The sequence below is a fragment of the Exiguobacterium sp. SH1S1 genome, assembly GCF_004337245.1.
Lineage (GTDB): Bacteria > Bacillota > Bacilli > Exiguobacteriales > Exiguobacteriaceae > Exiguobacterium > Exiguobacterium aurantiacum_A.
Genome location: NZ_SJUZ01000006.1, coordinates 1 through 16,707 on the forward strand (window position 1 = coordinate 1; position 16,707 = coordinate 16,707).

Genomic DNA, 16,707 nt, shown 5'->3' on the forward strand with positions numbered 1-16,707 from the left:
TCTTCCAGCATACGTAGTGCACTCAGTTTTTGTTCAATCGAATGCCGACTTCTCGCCATAAAAAAACACTCCCCAATAGATAAACAGATTTGTTATTTCATCTGTCTACCTATTGGGGAGCATATCATCCTGTAAACGAGGAGTTCTTTTTTTGCGATTCATTGTCTGATAACCTGTGATGAAGTTGGTAAATACTTCAAACTCAAGATATTGACTTACTGTTAAAAACGGCGCTAGTCAGGACTTTTATCACAAGTTACACTTGAACTCGATTGTACTAACAAAGGAAAAATGTCCTGAAATAACTCAAATTATAAAGGTGGGAATTATCGGAATGATTGAAACGAGAGATGTCAGCCTATCGTCACCAGACGTGCTTCGCGCCATCGAAGCGAACATGGCGATGATTCGATTTGACCGCCAGCGCCGTGTCGTCGATGTGAACGACGCCTTCGCCAAGGCGATGAAATACAAACGCGACGAGATGATCGGGATGCAGCACCATCTGTTCTGTACGCCGAACTTCGTCAACAGTACGGACTATCAAGCGTTTTGGAACAAGTTGTTCGACGGGTTCAGCTCGGCCGACAAGATCGAGCGCGTCGACGCCCGGGGCGACTCGATTTGGCTCGAGGCGACGTATATGCCAATCTATGAGGGGGATGACGTCATCGGTGTCGTCAAGATCGCCTCGGACATCACCGAGCGGCAACAGACGATCGAACGATACGCCCGCACGTTCCGTGATATGGCCGAGAATCTTGATGACCGGGCCCGCCGTGGCATGGAGGAGAGCCTACATTTGAAGCGGACGATCGAGCGGCTCGAGTCGGACGCATCGGTAAACTTGAAGACGCTCGGCAACCTTCAAGACCAAGCGGCAGAGATCACGAAAATCGCCAGCACGATCAAAGAGATCGCGGCCCAGACGAACCTGTTGTCACTGAACGCCGCCATCGAGGCGGCGCGGGCAGGTGAACACGGCCTCGGCTTCAACGTCGTCGCGACCGAGGTCCGTAACTTGTCTCGTCTCGTCGAGCGCGCCGTCATCGAGGTCCGGGCCAACACCGAGGGGATGAACAAAGAGCTCGCCTCGATCGTCGACGGCGTCTCACGATCGAACGAAGACATTAATGCGAGTGTCAACATCATGGAAGCGACGCTCGAACGCTTCGGGAAGATCGAGCAGTCGGCCCAGTCATTGAACGGGACGGCCGAACAGTTCACTTCGGCGATCTGACGAAAAAACCAATTGAAGGAACCGCCACCGTCGTCGGTGGCGAGTCCGCTCAATTGGTTTTTTTGACGACGAGCGTATGACCGTGTTGTTTCAACCAGGCCATCGCACCATCGACGTCCGGATAAACAGAGGATAAAGTCGACCAAAACGATTTGGAGTGGTCGAAATGGACGAGATGCGTCCACTCATGGGCGATGACGTAATCCATCACCTCAACCGGGGCGAGCATGAGCCGGACGTTGATCGAGATCGTTCCGCGCGAGCTGCACGAGCCCCAGCGCGTCTTTTGATGGCCGATGCGGATGCGCGCGGCGCTCACCCCGAGCAGACGTTCATAGTGGGGCGCCCGCCCGGTGACATAAGTGAGCGCCTCGTCGCGGAGCCACGCCTCGTATGCGGCCCCTATCCTGGACTCGTCCCACCGGTCCGGGCAACGGAAAGCTGTCCCGTCGTAGTCGAAGGCGTCAACGGTGTTCGTGCGCACGAGCGGCACGGTCTCACCTCGATAACGGAGCCGGTCGTTCGGCAATGACGGGGCTTTAGGTAATGCCGCGAGCCGGTCGTTTATCCAGTCCGCATGCTCGCGTAAGATCGTCTCGACGACCCGGTTCGACAGTCGGGCCGGGATGCGGAGCTCGATCCCTTCGGCCGTTATGTAGAAAGCCGCTTTCTTTCGCCGTTTATGGCGGATGATACTTACGCTCATCGTTGTCACCTCCAAACACTGTTCTCGGTCGATTATAGCCGACGTCTCGAAAATCCGCCACGCTTTTGACGACCAGTTGCTTCAATTTTTGTTACAGTAGGGACAGGAGGGATCACTATGAAATCAATCTTACATCAACCGCTTGACCGAGTCGGCACCGACTCGGTGAAATGGGACGGCCTCGAGCGCTGGTTCCATGTGAAGTCTGACGTACTGCCGCTCTGGGTGGCCGATATCGATATCCGGACGGCACCTTCGATCTCGGAAGCGCTCGCGGCGCGTGCGGCGACCGGAGAGTTCGGCTATACGATGTTCGCGAAAGAAGCCCAGGAAGCCGTCAGCTCTTGGTACGGGCGGAGACACGGACTCGACGTCACCCCCGAACATGTGTTGTTCTCGAGCGGGGTCGTGCCCGGACTGACCCACATCGTCGAGGCGTTGACGAAGGAAGGGGACGGGATCGTCATCCAATCACCGGTCTATCCACCATTCCATGAACTCGTGACCGGGTTGAAACGCGTTGTGCGTGACGCCCCGCTCAAACAAGTCGATGGCAAGTATGAGATGGATTTTGACGCCCTCGAACACGCAATGCGACAGGCGAAACTGTTTTTGCTCTGTTCACCGCATAATCCGGTCGGTCGCGTCTGGACAGAGTCCGAGCTCGCGCGCGTCGTCGAGTTGGCGAGAACGTACGACGTCATCATCGTCGCAGACGAGATCCATGCCGATTTGACGTATCCGTCGCAGCACCATACGGCGATCAATCGACTCGACGACCGGGTCATCACGGTGAGCGCCCCGTCGAAGGCGTTCAACATCGCCGGCCTGTTCGCGTCGTACATCATCTGTCCGGATGACGCCTGGCGCAAACGGATCATCCAAGTCCAAAACAAACACCACGTCCTACCGACACCGTTCGCCAATACGGCCATCATCGCCGCCTACACAGACGTCCGGGCGGAACGATGGCTCGACCAGCTGACGGCCGAGCTCGAGGAACAAGCCACCTATGTCGTCGAGCGCCTGAATGCCGAGTTACCCCGGCTGACGTGCTTCATGCCGGAGGCGAGTTACTTGTTATGGATCGATTTCGCCGCGCTCGGCCTTGAGCCCGAAGCTCGGAAGAAATGGCTCCACGAGGAGGTGCGGGTCTTCTTGTCACCGGGTGTTCCGTTCGGGGCGTCGGCGTCGATGTTCGAGCGTCTCAACTTCGGTACATCCCGGACGATCGTTGACGAGGCGCTCGGACGGATCAAGACCCATTCCGATGGAAAAGCGTTTGTATGAAACGAGAAACGGGAAAAATTTCAGAACGAGTCAGTCAAGATGACGTGGCGACAGAAAGCGAGTGAGGCAGATGGAGACGATCAATTGGAAGAAGAAGATGGAGGAGCAGCTGAGGCGTAGCGGGTTTACGCTAGAGGTTGAGAATATGGCCAACATCGGAATGACGGAGATCCACGCGTCCTCGTCGCCGTTGATCTCTTATCCGCTCCGCATCCGGCTGTATGTGCGCATGGGCTGGCTCATGTGTACCGTCGATGCGACGACGGTCGACCGGAGCGAGGACCACCCGCTGTTCGAGCGGATGATCGCAGCGGTGTTCGAACGGATCGTCCGGCATCTCTACCACGCCTACGACTTCCACGTCTTGACCTATATCGGGAACACCGGCAACTATATCGCCCCGAAAGACTCGGATACGGGGGAGATCGTCCGGTTGCTCGCCCAAATCTGGAACGACCGCTCGTACTTGCATCTCGAGACGTATGAGGAGTTCCCGGCGCTATATGTGACGCCGCCTTGGGCGCATCAGGCGTACGCCATCGAGAGCACGGACGACGAGTGGATCATCTACGCGGGGCGCAGCGGCCGTCAAGCGACCGACTACCGGGCCGATGGGGTCGAACTGCGCCCCCACCGTCTCGCCGAAGGGGACCTGTTCTTTCCGGTCGACCGGATCTCGAAACAGCACGGACCGTTGGCGCTCGCCGAATGGCTCCGGCTCGAGCGCAGGGAAGTCGAAGACTTCATGCTCGCGTTCATGCGAACGATCCGGAAGTTCGACCCGTCGTTCGGGTTCGCCTGGGGCGGGACGGACACGTTCTTCCACGGCGTACCGGTCGAACCGTACGCCCAAGTGCTTCGGCTCGAGAGCGGGAAGCGCCGTTATCGGGTCATGAACAACTCGGCGAAGCGGCTGTTCGCGGTCGCCGACGACCCGGTCGTCTGTCTGAAAGAAGTCGAGCAGACGTTGCGCACGGTCCGTTTACCCGAGAACCGGGTCTCGGCCCTCGGACAGCTCGTCATGGGAGTGTGGCAGCAGTTCGAGTCCGATGAGTCGACCTATATTCAAGAAGTCGCTTATCGCGGCATCTCCAAGTTTCAAATCGAAGAGAAGATCGGCCACGCGCTCGCGAACCAGCAACGGATCCGCTGGGTCGAGAAGGCAGACTCTCACCAGTCGATCATCGAGTACGCCCACCTTCGGATCTCGTTCCCGAAACGTCCTCCCGGTATCGTCACAGTCGAACCGATCGAATCCACTTATGAAAGAGGTGCTCTATGAGAATCGTCGATGCACGTGCCATGTCAATCAGCCACGAAGACTTGATCGCCGTCACCGAGTCGTCCGTGTACTACCGTGAGAAGACGGGGGAGACGAGCTTTTCCATCTTTCGGTACGATGAAGCGGATGGCACCATCACGCAAATCAATCGCCGCGTCTTCGAAGACTATGGCATATCAAAACTGTTCATCAGCGCCGACCGTGTCTATTTTTTGAACGAGACCCCGGACCGGACCGGGGTCGTGAGCACGGAACTGATCGCGTTCGACTACCGTACAGGTGATGAAGAAGTGCTGACGACGTTCGAGAAACGGGGCAACAGCACGTTATACTGGGTGCTCGCCGACCGTTACTTCCTCTTTTTGACGAGTTTCGAGGCTACGGACGAGGCGTGGCTGTTCGACGCCGAGACGTCCCGCGAAGAACGTATTCGTGACGAGCGGCTCGTCGGCCATGCCGGGCGCTTCCGTGAACTGTATTTGTTCACGACGGAGCTCGAAGGCGTGTCTTACATTGTATGTAACGCACGGTTGGACGAGTTTGATTACTATGACGCGCTCGAATCGGGACGCATCTCACCCGATGACCCGATCGACCATTCCGAAGCGATTCTCATCTGTCCGCTCGACGAGGCGGTCGAGGCCGTTTGGTCGAAAGCGGACGAGATCCCGTTCGATGATTTGATCCGATTGCAAGGGGAGGGGGACACGGTCCAGTATCTCGGGGAGCGTGACAAAAAACTCCGGTTTGCGGCGTTCATCGACGCAGCCAATGAGGAGACGGTGTACGAACTGGCGGCACCGGACGTCCTGCACGAGCTCGCCGTCGTCGACTGGGGTGCCTATGAGCCGATCGATTTCACGTATGACGACGTCAGTTCGACCATCTTCATCAAGGTCGAAGAATCGATGGAGCATACGGAGTTGATCGATGCGACGACCGGGGCGAGATTTTTGGACACGTCACCGTTCGAACGGGTGCTCGACGCGAACTACTTCATCCACGAATCGGCCGATGGGCGCAACGGCGGGGTCAGCATCTTCAACTTGGAGGCGAACGAGCGACAGGCGTTCGAAGACGCTTATTATACGGTACTCGACGAGACGATCGTCATCTTGTCGACGAAACAACTGTAAAAGCACGGCCCTCTACGAATCGAGGGCCGTGCTTTTACAGTATGGTTTACATAATATATTATCGTAAACCGGATAACGCTTGTTTTTTCTTCTCGTCACCGATATGGGCATAGACTTGCGTCGTCGCCACCGACTCGTGACCGAGCAGTTGTTGGATCGTCAAGACGTCGACCCCGCTCATCGCCAACCGGGAAGCGAACGTGTGGCGAAGTTTGTGGGGCGTGACTTGCTTGTGGGTCAAGAACGGGAGATACGGTTTCAACCGGTCGATATGTCCTTTGAGCAGGTGTTGCACCGTCCTGACCGAGATGCGTCTTCCTTTCTCGGAACGGAACAGCGGCCCGGTCCCGTCTTGACGATGGTCAAGCAGCAACGGCTCGAGCGGGGAGGCGAGCGGGATGACCCGCTCTTTGTTCCCCTTCCCGATGACACGGATCGTCCCGGTCGCGAGGTCGATGTCGCTCCAGTCGAGCCCGACGAGTTCGGAGACGCGCATCCCGGTCAGTCCGAGCAGCTGGATGATCAGAAAATCACGCTCGCGGTTCCGTTCGTACCAGCTCGCCTCGCGGTCGGACATGCCGACGTTGCTGCGGACGAGCGTCGAGAAGTCGAGCCACTCGTGTTCCGTCAAATAGACCGGGTTCCGTTTGGCGCGCTTTGGACGCTCGACCGCTTGGAACGGGTTGTGTGACGCGATCCCGGACTCGATCAAGAAGTTGAACAACGACTGCATCGTCGACAACTTTCGGTTGATGACGCTCGAGGCGTTATCGAGCTCGAGCGCGAGATAGGACGCATAGGCATCCGCGCCCGCATAATCGAGTTCGACGAACGAGGCGAGGTCGACCGTGGTTGGGTCGACCTCGGATGCGCTCGCGGCCTCGACCCACCGGAAGAAGTCGAAGAAATCGTATAAGTACCGCTGCGCGGTCTGTTCTGAATAGTGTTTCGCGGCCAAATGGTTCAAGAAACGTTGGATGAAGCCGGGCATGCGCTCGTATCCGTTCAGCTTGAAACGCTGCGTCGTGACACGTGCCGGCGCTTGCCCGAGCTGGCGGAATATACTCAAAAAATCTCTCCTTTTGTTAACTGATCGATGTGACGATCCGGTCCTTGCCGGCCTGTTTCCCGGCCCGGAGGCGGTCGTCTGCTTCTTTGACGAGTGTGTCGACGGCCTCCAATCCGTCACGGCACGAGACGCCGAACGTCATCGTGACGCTGAGGCGACGCCCGTCATAGATCGTCTCGGTCGTCTTGATCCGTTCCCGGAGGCAGTCGAGCGTCTGTGCGACCTCATCTGCTGTCTGATTGCTCATGAACAGCAAGAACTCTTCTCCACCCCAACGGACACAGATCCCGTCGGTCCGCTCGAGGGCAGCTGCGACTTGTTTGAGGACGAGATCGCCACAATCATGGCCGTGGCGCTCGTTGAACGCTTTGAAGTGGTCGATATCAGCGAGTGCGACGGCATATGGGCGGCCGTCTGCGACCGCTTCTGCGATGGCTTGCTCGATTCGTTGATAGCCGGTCATCCGGTTATACAGTCCGGTCAATCCGTCCCGTGAAGCGAGGACGTTCAATCGTTCGTTCGACCGTTCTAACTCGGTCGTCACCTCGACGACCGAGTTCTCGAACACGAACGATAGCCCGGCGATGAGTGCGATCGTCGACAGTAGACAAGTCAACCCGATCACTTGCTCGATCATGGGGGCGAGCGGCTGTGTCCCGACCGTGACGTTCAAGTAGAGGAACCCGTAGATCGCCATCGCGAGCCCGGTCGACATGACGCGGACCAAGCGGCTGACGTTCGGCATGAAGAACACACCGTACGCCACCATGATGATGAAGTAATGGACGTTCGCGCCCCACCCGAGGACGATCGTCGAGATGATGGCGTTATAGACGACTTCGACGAACAGTCCGATAAAGAACGTCCGGTAGTACCGTTTATGTACGAAATAAAATGAGAGCGTGTAATAAAGAACGCTGAACACGTTCGACCAGGCGAGCACCGTGACGTCGAGACGCCAAAACGTGACCAAGAACACGACATGGATGAGCCATGCGAGCGCGTTCCCGTAAAAAGTGATGCGGTAATTATACAGTGTACCGCGACGTTCCTCATAGGCAGTCCCCACGTGAACACCTCCTCGTTCCAGTATACCGAAACTGTAAGGATTTGCCTACGCCTGTTCGAGAATCGAGTCAATCCACTCTCTGTAAACGTTGATTTCAGGACGTTATAATTGCGTGAAATAGATATTTCACGCAAGGTTTATAGAAGCGTCGTTTGATTCGTTAAAACAGACGTGGTGGCATCTTCCGATTTAAGAGCGAATCAACAGGGTGACAATACATTATTATGTAAACCACTATGAGGGATATAAACTTTTGTTTCGACAGCCGTTCATCCGTTAAGCGAAAATAAAGCTTGAAACGGGGAACGAGGTAACGTTACACTGAGAACGTAAACAAAAGGGGGATTTCAGGATGGACGACCAACGTTTGAAACAACATCTCGCTGAAGCGAAGACGATCGCTGTCGTCGGTGTGTCATCGAACCCGAACAAGACCGCCAACCAGATTGCGGAGTATTTGCTCCTGCAAGGGTATACGGTCATCCCTGTCAATCCGACGCTCGAGACGTGGAACGGCCGCAAGGTGTATCCGACGGTCGAGAGCATCCCGGGACGAATCGATATCGTCGACGTGTTTCGCCGGAACGAATATTTGGCCGGCGTTGCCGAGGACGCGGTCCGTCATGGGGATGTCGGACTCGTCTTTAACCAGCTCGGTCTGTCGAGCAAGGACGCCGAACGAATCGTTCATGCTGCCGGACTTGACTACATCGAGAACCGGTGTATTTACGTCGAGCACGCTCGACTCCTCGGCTGAGACCTGCCCCTGCGGCAGGTCTACTTTTTTTCACGCGTCGACGGCGCGGAGGGGAAGGCTTGCCAGAATCCCGAAACAGCTATACAATTAGGTATGAAAAACGAACATGTGTTCGAAGATGAGGTGACTGACATGTCAACAAAACTATTTAATTATAATGAAGACGCCATCCAAGTGCTCGAAGGGCTCGCTGCCGTTCGGAAACGACCAGGGATGTATATCGGCTCGACCGACCATCGCGGGCTACACCATCTCGTCTACGAGATCGTCGACAACGCGATCGACGAGGCGCTCGGCGGTTTCGGTGACCAGATCGATGTGACGATCCATAAAGACGATGCCATCACGGTCCGTGACCACGGACGTGGTATGCCGACCGGGATGCACGCCTCGGGAAAACCGACGCCGGAGGTCATCTTCACGGTCCTCCATGCCGGCGGAAAGTTCGGCCAAGGCGGCTACAAGACGTCAGGCGGACTGCACGGGGTCGGCGCCTCGGTCGTCAATGCGCTCTCGAGCAAACTGCTCGTCACGATCTATCGCGACGGCAAGGTGTTCGAGCAGACGTTCGCTGACGGCGGTGTGCCACAGACGACGCTCCTCGAGACGGGAAAAGCCCGCCAGACCGGAACGAGCGTCTACTTCAAGCCGGACACGACCATCTTCTCGACGACGACGTATAACTACGACACGCTCGCCGAACGGCTCCGGGAGTCGGCTTTCCTATTGAAAGGGTTGACGATCACGTTGACCGACGAACGCTCGGACAAGCAAGAGACGTTCCATTACGAGAACGGGATCGCCGAGTTCGTCCACTATTTGAATGACGACAAGGCGACGCTCCACCCGACCGTCTACTTCGAAGGGACCGAGAACGATATCGAGCTCGAACTCGCCTTCCAGTTCACGGACGCCTACTCGGAGAACGTGTTGTCGTTCGTCAACAACGTCCGCACCCGGGACGGCGGGACGCATGAAGTCGGCGCCAAGACGGCGATGACCCGGATCATGAACGAGTACGCCCGCAAAAACGGCTTGTTGAAAGAAAAAGATAAGAACCTCGACGGCGGCGACGTCCGTGAAGGCTTGACGCTCATCGTCTCGGTCCGGATCCCGGAAGAGTTCCTCCAGTTCGAGGGACAGACGAAGTCGAAACTCGGCTCGCCTGAAGCCCGTGCCAGCGCAGACGCCGTCATGGCCAAGCAGCTGACGATCTTCCTCGAGGAAAACCCGCAGATGGCGACGATGCTCATCAAGAAAGCGATCCGCGCGGCCCAGGCCCGCGAAGCGGCCCGAAAAGCACGTGAAGAGGCGCGTAACGGCAAGAAAAAGAAACGTTCGAGCATTCTGAACGGGAAACTGACGCCGGCGACATCAAAAAACGCCGCCAAGAACGAGCTGTTCCTCGTCGAGGGGGACTCGGCCGGCGGTTCGGCCAAACAAGGCCGTGACCGGACGATCCAGGCGATCTTGCCGCTCCGCGGGAAGGTCATCAACTCGGAGAAGTCGAAACTGAATGACATCATGAAAAACGAGGAGATCAACACGATCATCCACGCGATCGGCGCCGGGGTCGGACACGATTTCGATCTCAGTGACTGCAACTTCGACAAAGTCATCATCATGACCGATGCCGATACGGACGGGGCCCATATCCAAGTGCTCTTGCTGACGTTCTTCTTCCGTTACATGCGACCGCTCGTCGAGGCGGGCAAAGTGTTCGTCGCCTTGCCGCCGCTCTATCGCATCTCGAAAGGGAAAGGCAAGTCGGAGCAGTTCGAATACGCCTGGGACGAGGAAGCGCTCGAGAAACTCGTCAAAGTGTACAAAAAAGGCTATATCATCCAGCGCTACAAAGGTCTCGGTGAGATGAACGCCGATCAACTGTGGGAGACGACGATGAACCCGGACACACGGACACTCATCCGCGTGACGATCGATGACGCTGCCGTCGCCGACAAGCGCGTCTCGGTGCTCATGGGGGACAACGTTGCCCACCGCCGCGAATGGATCGAGGAGAACGTCGCCTTCGGGCTCCAAGAAGATGATTCGATCATCGCCAATGAACATGTGACTAAAGCGATTGAGGAAGTGATGTAACGATGTCGACGATTCAACACATTTTAAACTTGTCGCTCGAACAGGTCGTCGGAGACCGTTTCGGGCGTTACTCGAAATATATCATTCAAGACCGGGCGCTCCCGGACGCGCGCGACGGGCTCAAGCCCGTACAGCGCCGGATCTTGTATGCGATGCACCATGAAGGCAACACGAACGACAAGGCGTACCGGAAATCGGCCAAGACGGTCGGGAATGTCATCGGGAACTACCACCCGCACGGTGACTCTTCTGTCTATGAGGCGATGGTGCGTCTGTCGCAAGACTGGAAGCTCCGCTACCCGCTCATCGATATGCACGGGAACAACGGCTCGATGGACGGCGACTCGGCTGCTGCGATGCGGTATACCGAGGCACGGCTGTCGAAGATCGCCGGTGTCATGCTGACGTCGATCGCGAAGAACACGGTCGACTATACGCCGAACTTTGACGATTCGACCGAGGAACCGCTCGTCTTGCCGTCACTCCTACCGAACCTGCTTATGAACGGGACGACCGGGATCTCGGCGGGGTATGCGACCGAGATTCCACCGCACAACTTGACCGAGGTGCTCAATCTCGCCATCGCCCGACTCGCCGGCGAAGTCGAGACACCGAATGACGCCTTCCGTTACACGCAAGGTCCCGACTTCCCGTCCGGTGGCACGGTCATGGGCAAAGACGGCATCTTGAAAGCGTTCGAGACCGGTAAAGGCAAGATCATCATCCGCGCCAAATCGGTCATCGAGCCACTCAAGGGCGGCCGTGAACAGATCACGATCACCGAGCTCCCGTATGAGGTGAACAAGGCCAACCTCGTCAAGAAGATGGAAGAGCTCCGTCTCGACAAGAAAGTCGAAGGCGTCGCCGAAGTCCGTGACGAGACCGACCGGACCGGGGTCCGCGTCGTCATCGAATTGAAGAAAGAAGCGGACGCGGAAGGTGTGCTCCACTTCTTCTTGAAGCATACCGACCTGCAGCTCGCCTATAACTACAACATGGTCGCGATCGTGCAGCGGACACCGAAACAGCTCGGTCTTTTACCGATCATCGATGCCTATTTGAAACACGTCGAGGAAGTCGTCACCCGCCGGACGACGTTCGAGCTCGAACAGGCGAAGAAACGCGCCGAGATCGTCGACGCGCTCGAGCAAGCCATCTCAGTGCTTGACGAGACGCTTGAACTGATCCGTTCGGCCAAGGACAAGTCCGAGGCGAAGCAGAAGCTCATGGATCGCTTCTCGTTCACGGACCGTCAAGCCGAAGCGGTCGTCATGCTTCAATTGTATCGTTTGACGAACACGGACATCGTCGAGCTCCAAAGAGAAGCGAAAGTGTTGCAAAAAGAGATCGCGCGCCTCGCCAACATCTTGAACGTCGACGCGACGAAGCGGAAACTCATCTCAAAAGAGTTGACGGCGCTCCGCGACGAGTTCGGTGATGAGCGGCGTTCGGTCATCGAGGCCGAAGTCGAAGAATTGAAACTGAAGACCGAGGTCATGATCGCCGTCGAAGAGACGATGGTGTTCGTCAGCCGTGACGGCTACGTCAAGCGGTCGTCGATGCGCTCATACGGCGCCTCGAGCGAGGACATGCCGGAGATGAAACAAAAAGACCGGTCCGTCCTCCTCACCCAGGCGATGACGACCGACCACTTGCTCGTCTGGACGAACAAAGGCAGCTATCTGCTCATCCCGGTCCACCAGATCCCGGAGACGAAATGGAAAGACGCGGGCCAACACGTGGCCAACCTCGTGCCGATCGAAGGCGAGCAAGTCGTCTCGGCCGACGTCGTCTCGACGTTCGAGACGGACGCACACTGCCTGTTCGTCACGAAAGACGGCATGGTCAAACGGACGCCACTCCGTGACTATGACGCCCAGCGCAAGTCGAAGGCGCTCATGGCGCTGAAACTGAAAGGGGACGACGAGGTCGTCTTCGCCGGCATCAGTGACGGTCCAGGCCAACTCTTCCTCGTCTCTGAGCGTGGATACGGGCTTTGGTTCAAAGAAGACGACGTCCCGGTCGTCGGACAGCGTGCCGCCGGTGTCAAAGCGATGAACTTGAAAGACGGTGACGTCGTCGCCGACGCGTTCGCCTTCTTCACACCGCCGCTGTTCGTCCTCGTGACGCAACGCGGAGCGGTCAAGAAGATGAAGCTCGAAGACCAATTCGACTGCACGAACCGCAACTTGCGTGGCACGATGCTCATCCGTGAGGTCAAATCAAAACCGCACCAGATCCGCCGCGTGCTTCCGGTGCATGGGGATGAAACGATCCACATCGTCGGCAAAGAGACCGCGAAGACGGTCAACGCGAAACAACTGACACTGCTCGACCGCTACGCCAACGGCTCATTCGTCTTCGACGAGGAGACGTTCGGTGACATCGAGGACGTCTATCTCGATTGATTCAGCAAAAGCCTGCACACATGACATCTACTGTCGCGTGTGCAGGCTTTTTTTGTCTCTATTCGTCTTTGTCAGTCATGGAACGCTCTAAGATACTGTTCCAAGTCCGTCTGTTGCCGTAGATGATGGCGCGTGTGCATCTCGATGAGCGTGTACCACTCTTGCGCGTTCAACCAGCCGAAGCCGCCATGTAGCGCTTTACAGTTCGGGTCGGCCGCGTGAATCATCGGCGCACACTTCTCCAACCGTGTGATGAGGTCGTCAAGACGGCGTTTCAAAGCTTCACGGCTATCGGTATTGTCGGGCGGGCCGTTCATTTCGTCCGGTAGTTTGATTTTAATAGGGGGGAATCCACCGTCGCTAAACAACAGCTCCCCAAACTCGGTCTTCCCGAGCGGTTGGTGCTCAGCATTCGTCAGACATGCTTCCATCTCGTCTAGATACTCATGGGCGACGACGATGATATGGTCATACATCTGCCCGATCGACCAAACATCCGTCTTCTCCTTATAGCGGAGTTGATTTGATGAGTATTGGTCGAGGTCTTGCTTGAACCGGGACAACAATTCGATGGCGGACATATGCCTCCTCCTTCTACTGCTACGGATGTTTCCGTCGAGTATACCATGAGCCGGGTGTCGTAAACTCGAGACTGGAGCGACAAATACTTTCTTGCGGGAGCGGGTATTATGAAAAGGAACAATCAAGCCCGATGGCGAATGGGATAAGCAGGACAAACGATGGAGGGATTTCTATGTCAGACTGGCTCACTTGGGCCAAACGGCTACAAGCACTGTCGCAAGCGGGCTTGACGTTCACGAAGGACGAGTTCGACCGCGAGCGTTATCTCGAGCTCCAGCAGATTGCGACCGACATGTTCGAACGACAGTCGAACCTCGCCTTGCATGAGATCACTGAACTGACGCACGTCAACGGCTACCCGACACCGAAGCTCGACGTACGCGGTGTCGTCTTCCGAGACGACGAGTTGCTGCTCGTGCGTGAGCAGTCGGACGGGCTGTGGACGCTGCCAGGCGGCTTCTGTGAGGTCGGCCTGTCACCGTCAGACAATATCATCAAGGAAATCGGGGAAGAGGCAGGCTTTGATGTCGCCCCGATGCGCCTCGTCGCCTTGTTCGATATGCACCGTCACCCGCACCCGCCGTTGTCACAACATTATTATAAACTGTTCATCGAGTGTGAGCTGATCGGCGGGGAAGCTCAAGTCAGCCATGAGACGAGCGAGATCGGTTTCTTCTCGCGTGATGCCTTGCCGCCGTTGTCGCTCGCACGCAACACGCTCGAACAGCTCCATATGTGCTTTGACGCCCGGTGGCAGGACGATTGGGTCACACTGTTCGACTAGGAAAGGGGAGGTCTTATGAAAGTCACACGGATTGAAGATGTCCACCAGCTGACGTTCTATTCACCCGTCTTGCCGATCAACGTCCAATTGATCGAGAAAGAGCTCGGCCTCGTCTTGATTGATACCGGGTTGAAGCAGAACGCCGCTGACATTTTAACGTATATCGAGGCACAAGACCGCCCCCTCCTCGCGATTCTGCTCACCCACGCCCACGGGGACCACGTCGGTGGGGTCGATACGATCCTGAAGGCGCATCCACACGCCGAGCTTTACGTCTCACGCCGTGACGCCCGCTTGTTAGCAGGGGACCGAACGACGGACTCAGGTGAGCGGCCACTCAACATAAGAGGCTCGTTGCCGCCGATCCGGTCGCTACCGGACAAGTTGCTCGACCCGGGTGAGCGGCTGTTCGGTCTTCGCGTCTATGCTGCCGCCGGCCACACGCCAGGGTCGATCGCTTACTTTGATGAACACCATCGCTTGTTGTTCGCCGGTGACGCGTTCCAATCACATGGGGGAGTCGCAGTGGCAGGGGACACGCGTCCGTTGTTCCCGCTCCCGGGTCTGGCGACATGGGACAAGCGGGCCGCGGTCGAGCATGCCGAGCGGTTGCTTGACTTGGCACCGCGTCATACGTTCGTCGGCCACGGCAAAGCGCTTGAAGGCACACATCGGCTCTATTTGGCACTGAAACGGGCTAAGCGTAAGCAAGCCCGTCGCTTTTCACGATAATCTTTGGGGGTATGACAGATGGAGTTACGGGAGATTCGAACGACGGATTACCGGCAAGCCGAGCAAATGCTCGAGATTCAACGGAACGCCTATGCGGTCGAGGCCGAACTGATCGGATTTGACGAGATCCCGGCCCGATATGAGACGGTCGAGGTCATTCAAAACTTGCCGGGTCTGAGCTACGGCTTATACAACGAGGAGCGGATGATCGGGTTTGTGACGATCGAGGCGGCCGAGAACACGGTCGAGATCACGAAGCTGTGCATCGATCCGACATACTTCAGGGCGCGGCTCGCGACGACGTTGTTAGAACACGTGCTCAGTCTACACGAGGACAAACTTGTCTACGTGCATACCGGCAAACATAACGGTCCGGCCAAACGATTGTATTCGAAGCTTGGCTTCGAGCCGAGCGCCGAGTTCGAACCGGAACCAGGTGTCACATTGATCCGGTTTACGCGAATTTGATCCCGATCTCATAATTCTAGATTCTGTCTCACTACTTTAAGTATACTAAAGGATTGAGACGGAGTTTTATTTTTACTGATAATATATGTTATGTAAACTAATAAAATTTGAACCGCTCCTCGGTAGTTTTCAGGACTCACCTGCTTCCCACGTTTATGTGATCAGTTATGTCGGCAGGTCGTGCTTCTCTTAGCCACCGATTCGTTTTGTTGTTCCTCGCTCAGACGTTGGCACAGCTTGATTCCGTTCAGATTTTATAAAATGCCTCCTCTTTTCAGCCAGTCATAGATCGGTTTCTGGACATCCTCAAGCGCAATAGGAATGTTCGTCTTGGGATCCCATTTTGTCGTTATCGAAATACTGCCCATCACTTTTCCGCCTTTCTTCTCAATCCTTTTTGTAATTGAATCGATAACCTGTTGGGGAACTTTTTCATCACCTTTAGTTATGAACAGCCAAACTTTCTTGTTTTTGAAAGAAGTCTTTTTTAAGTAACTATTAATTGCCGGAGGCGTCTTTCCTGCCCAGACTGGGGTTCCTAGGAATAGATGCTCATATTCTTTTAATGCAAAGTCCATTGGTATGATAACGCCTCTCAGACCAACAAACGCTCCCATTGCTGCACCGGCGATGTTACCGAGTTTTCGCTGCTTTTTATCTTCAATTCTTTGAATGTCAAACTCTGTAAGCCTTTGAATTTCTTTCGCGACTACTTCTGTACTGCCGATCCATGAGTAATATACAATCAAGCTACTATTCTTCATTATGTCACTCCTTACCTCGTTTTTAGCTTTTCCTCCCTCTATCTACAGAGGAAATACCCTTAAACGATGGCAAAGAACCTAACTGTCCTCGCCTGTTCTTGGACAGGGTAGCATAGGCCCTCCTCTCGGGACCTAGCACAGTCCTCTCACCTAATTTAAAAAGCTGAGGACTCATCTTGCCTCTATCTCCCACTTGCGCACCTGTCGATTCTCTAGAGGTTGAAGGTTGGTGAATCGCATGCTGTTTCATAAATTATTCTTATCTGTATTACCTGTATGAAACCCTGATTCAATGACATGATAGCGCTTTTAGAATAAAC

The 16,707-nt window shown here is 55.8% G+C and carries 15 protein-coding genes; 10 read left to right on the forward strand and 5 right to left on the reverse strand.

Annotated features, from left to right (window positions below):
- Positions 1-334 precede the first annotated feature (334 nt).
- Positions 335-1,240: a methyl-accepting chemotaxis protein gene (locus EVJ23_RS11175; protein ID WP_201739010.1), complete on the forward strand. Its 906-nt coding sequence runs from the start codon at positions 335-337 to the stop codon at positions 1,238-1,240.
- Positions 1,241-1,289: 49 nt separating this feature from the next.
- Here EVJ23_RS11175 and EVJ23_RS11180 read toward each other — a convergent pair whose 3' ends face one another.
- Positions 1,290-1,946 (reverse strand): M48 family metallopeptidase, encoded by a 657-nt coding sequence (locus tag EVJ23_RS11180; RefSeq protein ID WP_131464970.1) that lies wholly within the window; start codon positions 1,944-1,946, stop codon positions 1,290-1,292.
- 117 nt (positions 1,947-2,063) lie between these two features.
- Here EVJ23_RS11180 and EVJ23_RS11185 point away from each other — a divergent pair, with 117 nt between their 5' ends.
- The 3 genes from EVJ23_RS11185 (at position 2,064) to EVJ23_RS11195 (ending at position 5,654) form a co-directional block, all read left to right on the forward strand.
- Positions 2,064-3,236 (forward strand): MalY/PatB family protein, encoded by a 1,173-nt coding sequence (locus EVJ23_RS11185; RefSeq protein ID WP_131464972.1) that lies wholly within the window; start codon positions 2,064-2,066, stop codon positions 3,234-3,236.
- Between the two features lie 70 nt (positions 3,237-3,306).
- On the forward strand, positions 3,307-4,518 hold the full coding sequence (locus EVJ23_RS11190) for a hypothetical protein (RefSeq protein ID WP_131464974.1): 1,212 nt from the start codon (positions 3,307-3,309) through the stop codon (positions 4,516-4,518).
- Positions 4,515-5,654 carry a hypothetical protein gene (locus EVJ23_RS11195; RefSeq protein WP_131464976.1) on the forward strand — a complete coding sequence of 380 codons (1,140 nt, stop codon included), beginning with the start codon at positions 4,515-4,517 and terminating at the stop codon, positions 5,652-5,654. Before EVJ23_RS11190 ends, EVJ23_RS11195 begins: the two co-directional genes overlap by 4 nt.
- A 58-nt stretch (positions 5,655-5,712) precedes the next feature.
- Here EVJ23_RS11195 and EVJ23_RS11200 read toward each other — a convergent pair whose 3' ends face one another.
- Together EVJ23_RS11200 and EVJ23_RS11205 are read right to left on the reverse strand one after the other, a co-directional pair.
- Entirely contained in the window at positions 5,713-6,723 is a 1,011-nt protein-coding gene (locus EVJ23_RS11200; protein WP_131464978.1) for a tyrosine-type recombinase/integrase, read from the reverse strand.
- Between the two features lie 16 nt (positions 6,724-6,739).
- Positions 6,740-7,792 (reverse strand): GGDEF domain-containing protein, encoded by a 1,053-nt coding sequence (locus EVJ23_RS11205; RefSeq protein WP_131464981.1) that lies wholly within the window; start codon positions 7,790-7,792, stop codon positions 6,740-6,742.
- Between the two features lie 352 nt (positions 7,793-8,144).
- Here EVJ23_RS11205 and EVJ23_RS11210 point away from each other — a divergent pair, with 352 nt between their 5' ends.
- The 3 genes from EVJ23_RS11210 to parC all read left to right on the forward strand — a co-directional run bounded on the left by EVJ23_RS11210 (position 8,145) and on the right by parC (position 13,057).
- Entirely contained in the window at positions 8,145-8,549 is a 405-nt protein-coding gene (locus tag EVJ23_RS11210; RefSeq protein ID WP_016508698.1) for a CoA-binding protein, read from the forward strand.
- 132 nt (positions 8,550-8,681) lie between these two features.
- Positions 8,682-10,649, forward strand: coding sequence for a DNA topoisomerase IV subunit B (gene parE / locus EVJ23_RS11215; RefSeq protein WP_071397535.1), 1,968 nt, complete (start codon positions 8,682-8,684; stop codon positions 10,647-10,649).
- Between the two features lie 2 nt (positions 10,650-10,651).
- Entirely contained in the window at positions 10,652-13,057 is a 2,406-nt protein-coding gene (gene parC / locus EVJ23_RS11220) for a DNA topoisomerase IV subunit A (RefSeq protein ID WP_131464983.1), read from the forward strand.
- 71 nt (positions 13,058-13,128) lie between these two features.
- Here the strand turns inward: parC and EVJ23_RS11225 are convergent, their stop codons facing one another.
- Positions 13,129-13,638, reverse strand: a complete 510-nt coding sequence (locus tag EVJ23_RS11225; protein WP_131464985.1) for a DinB family protein — start codon at positions 13,636-13,638, stop codon at positions 13,129-13,131.
- 173 nt (positions 13,639-13,811) lie between these two features.
- Between EVJ23_RS11225 and EVJ23_RS11230 the strand changes: the two genes are divergently transcribed.
- Genes EVJ23_RS11230 through EVJ23_RS11240 form a run of 3 tightly spaced genes read left to right on the forward strand, consistent with a single transcriptional unit; the run spans position 13,812 to position 15,623 of the window.
- The gene (locus tag EVJ23_RS11230; RefSeq protein WP_131464987.1) at positions 13,812-14,423 is read left to right on the forward strand and encodes an NUDIX hydrolase; all 612 of its coding nucleotides are present in this window, start codon (positions 13,812-13,814) and stop codon (positions 14,421-14,423) included.
- 15 nt (positions 14,424-14,438) lie between these two features.
- On the forward strand, positions 14,439-15,155 hold the full coding sequence (locus EVJ23_RS11235; protein ID WP_131464990.1) for an MBL fold metallo-hydrolase: 717 nt from the start codon (positions 14,439-14,441) through the stop codon (positions 15,153-15,155).
- Between the two features lie 18 nt (positions 15,156-15,173).
- Complete coding sequence (locus EVJ23_RS11240; RefSeq protein WP_016508735.1) at positions 15,174-15,623, forward strand: GNAT family N-acetyltransferase; 450 nt, start codon at positions 15,174-15,176, stop codon at positions 15,621-15,623.
- Positions 15,624-15,877: 254 nt separating this feature from the next.
- Here the strand turns inward: EVJ23_RS11240 and EVJ23_RS11245 are convergent, their stop codons facing one another.
- Positions 15,878-16,387, reverse strand: coding sequence for a flavodoxin family protein (locus EVJ23_RS11245; RefSeq protein WP_070327247.1), 510 nt, complete (start codon positions 16,385-16,387; stop codon positions 15,878-15,880).
- Between the last annotated feature and the right edge of the window lie 320 nt (positions 16,388-16,707).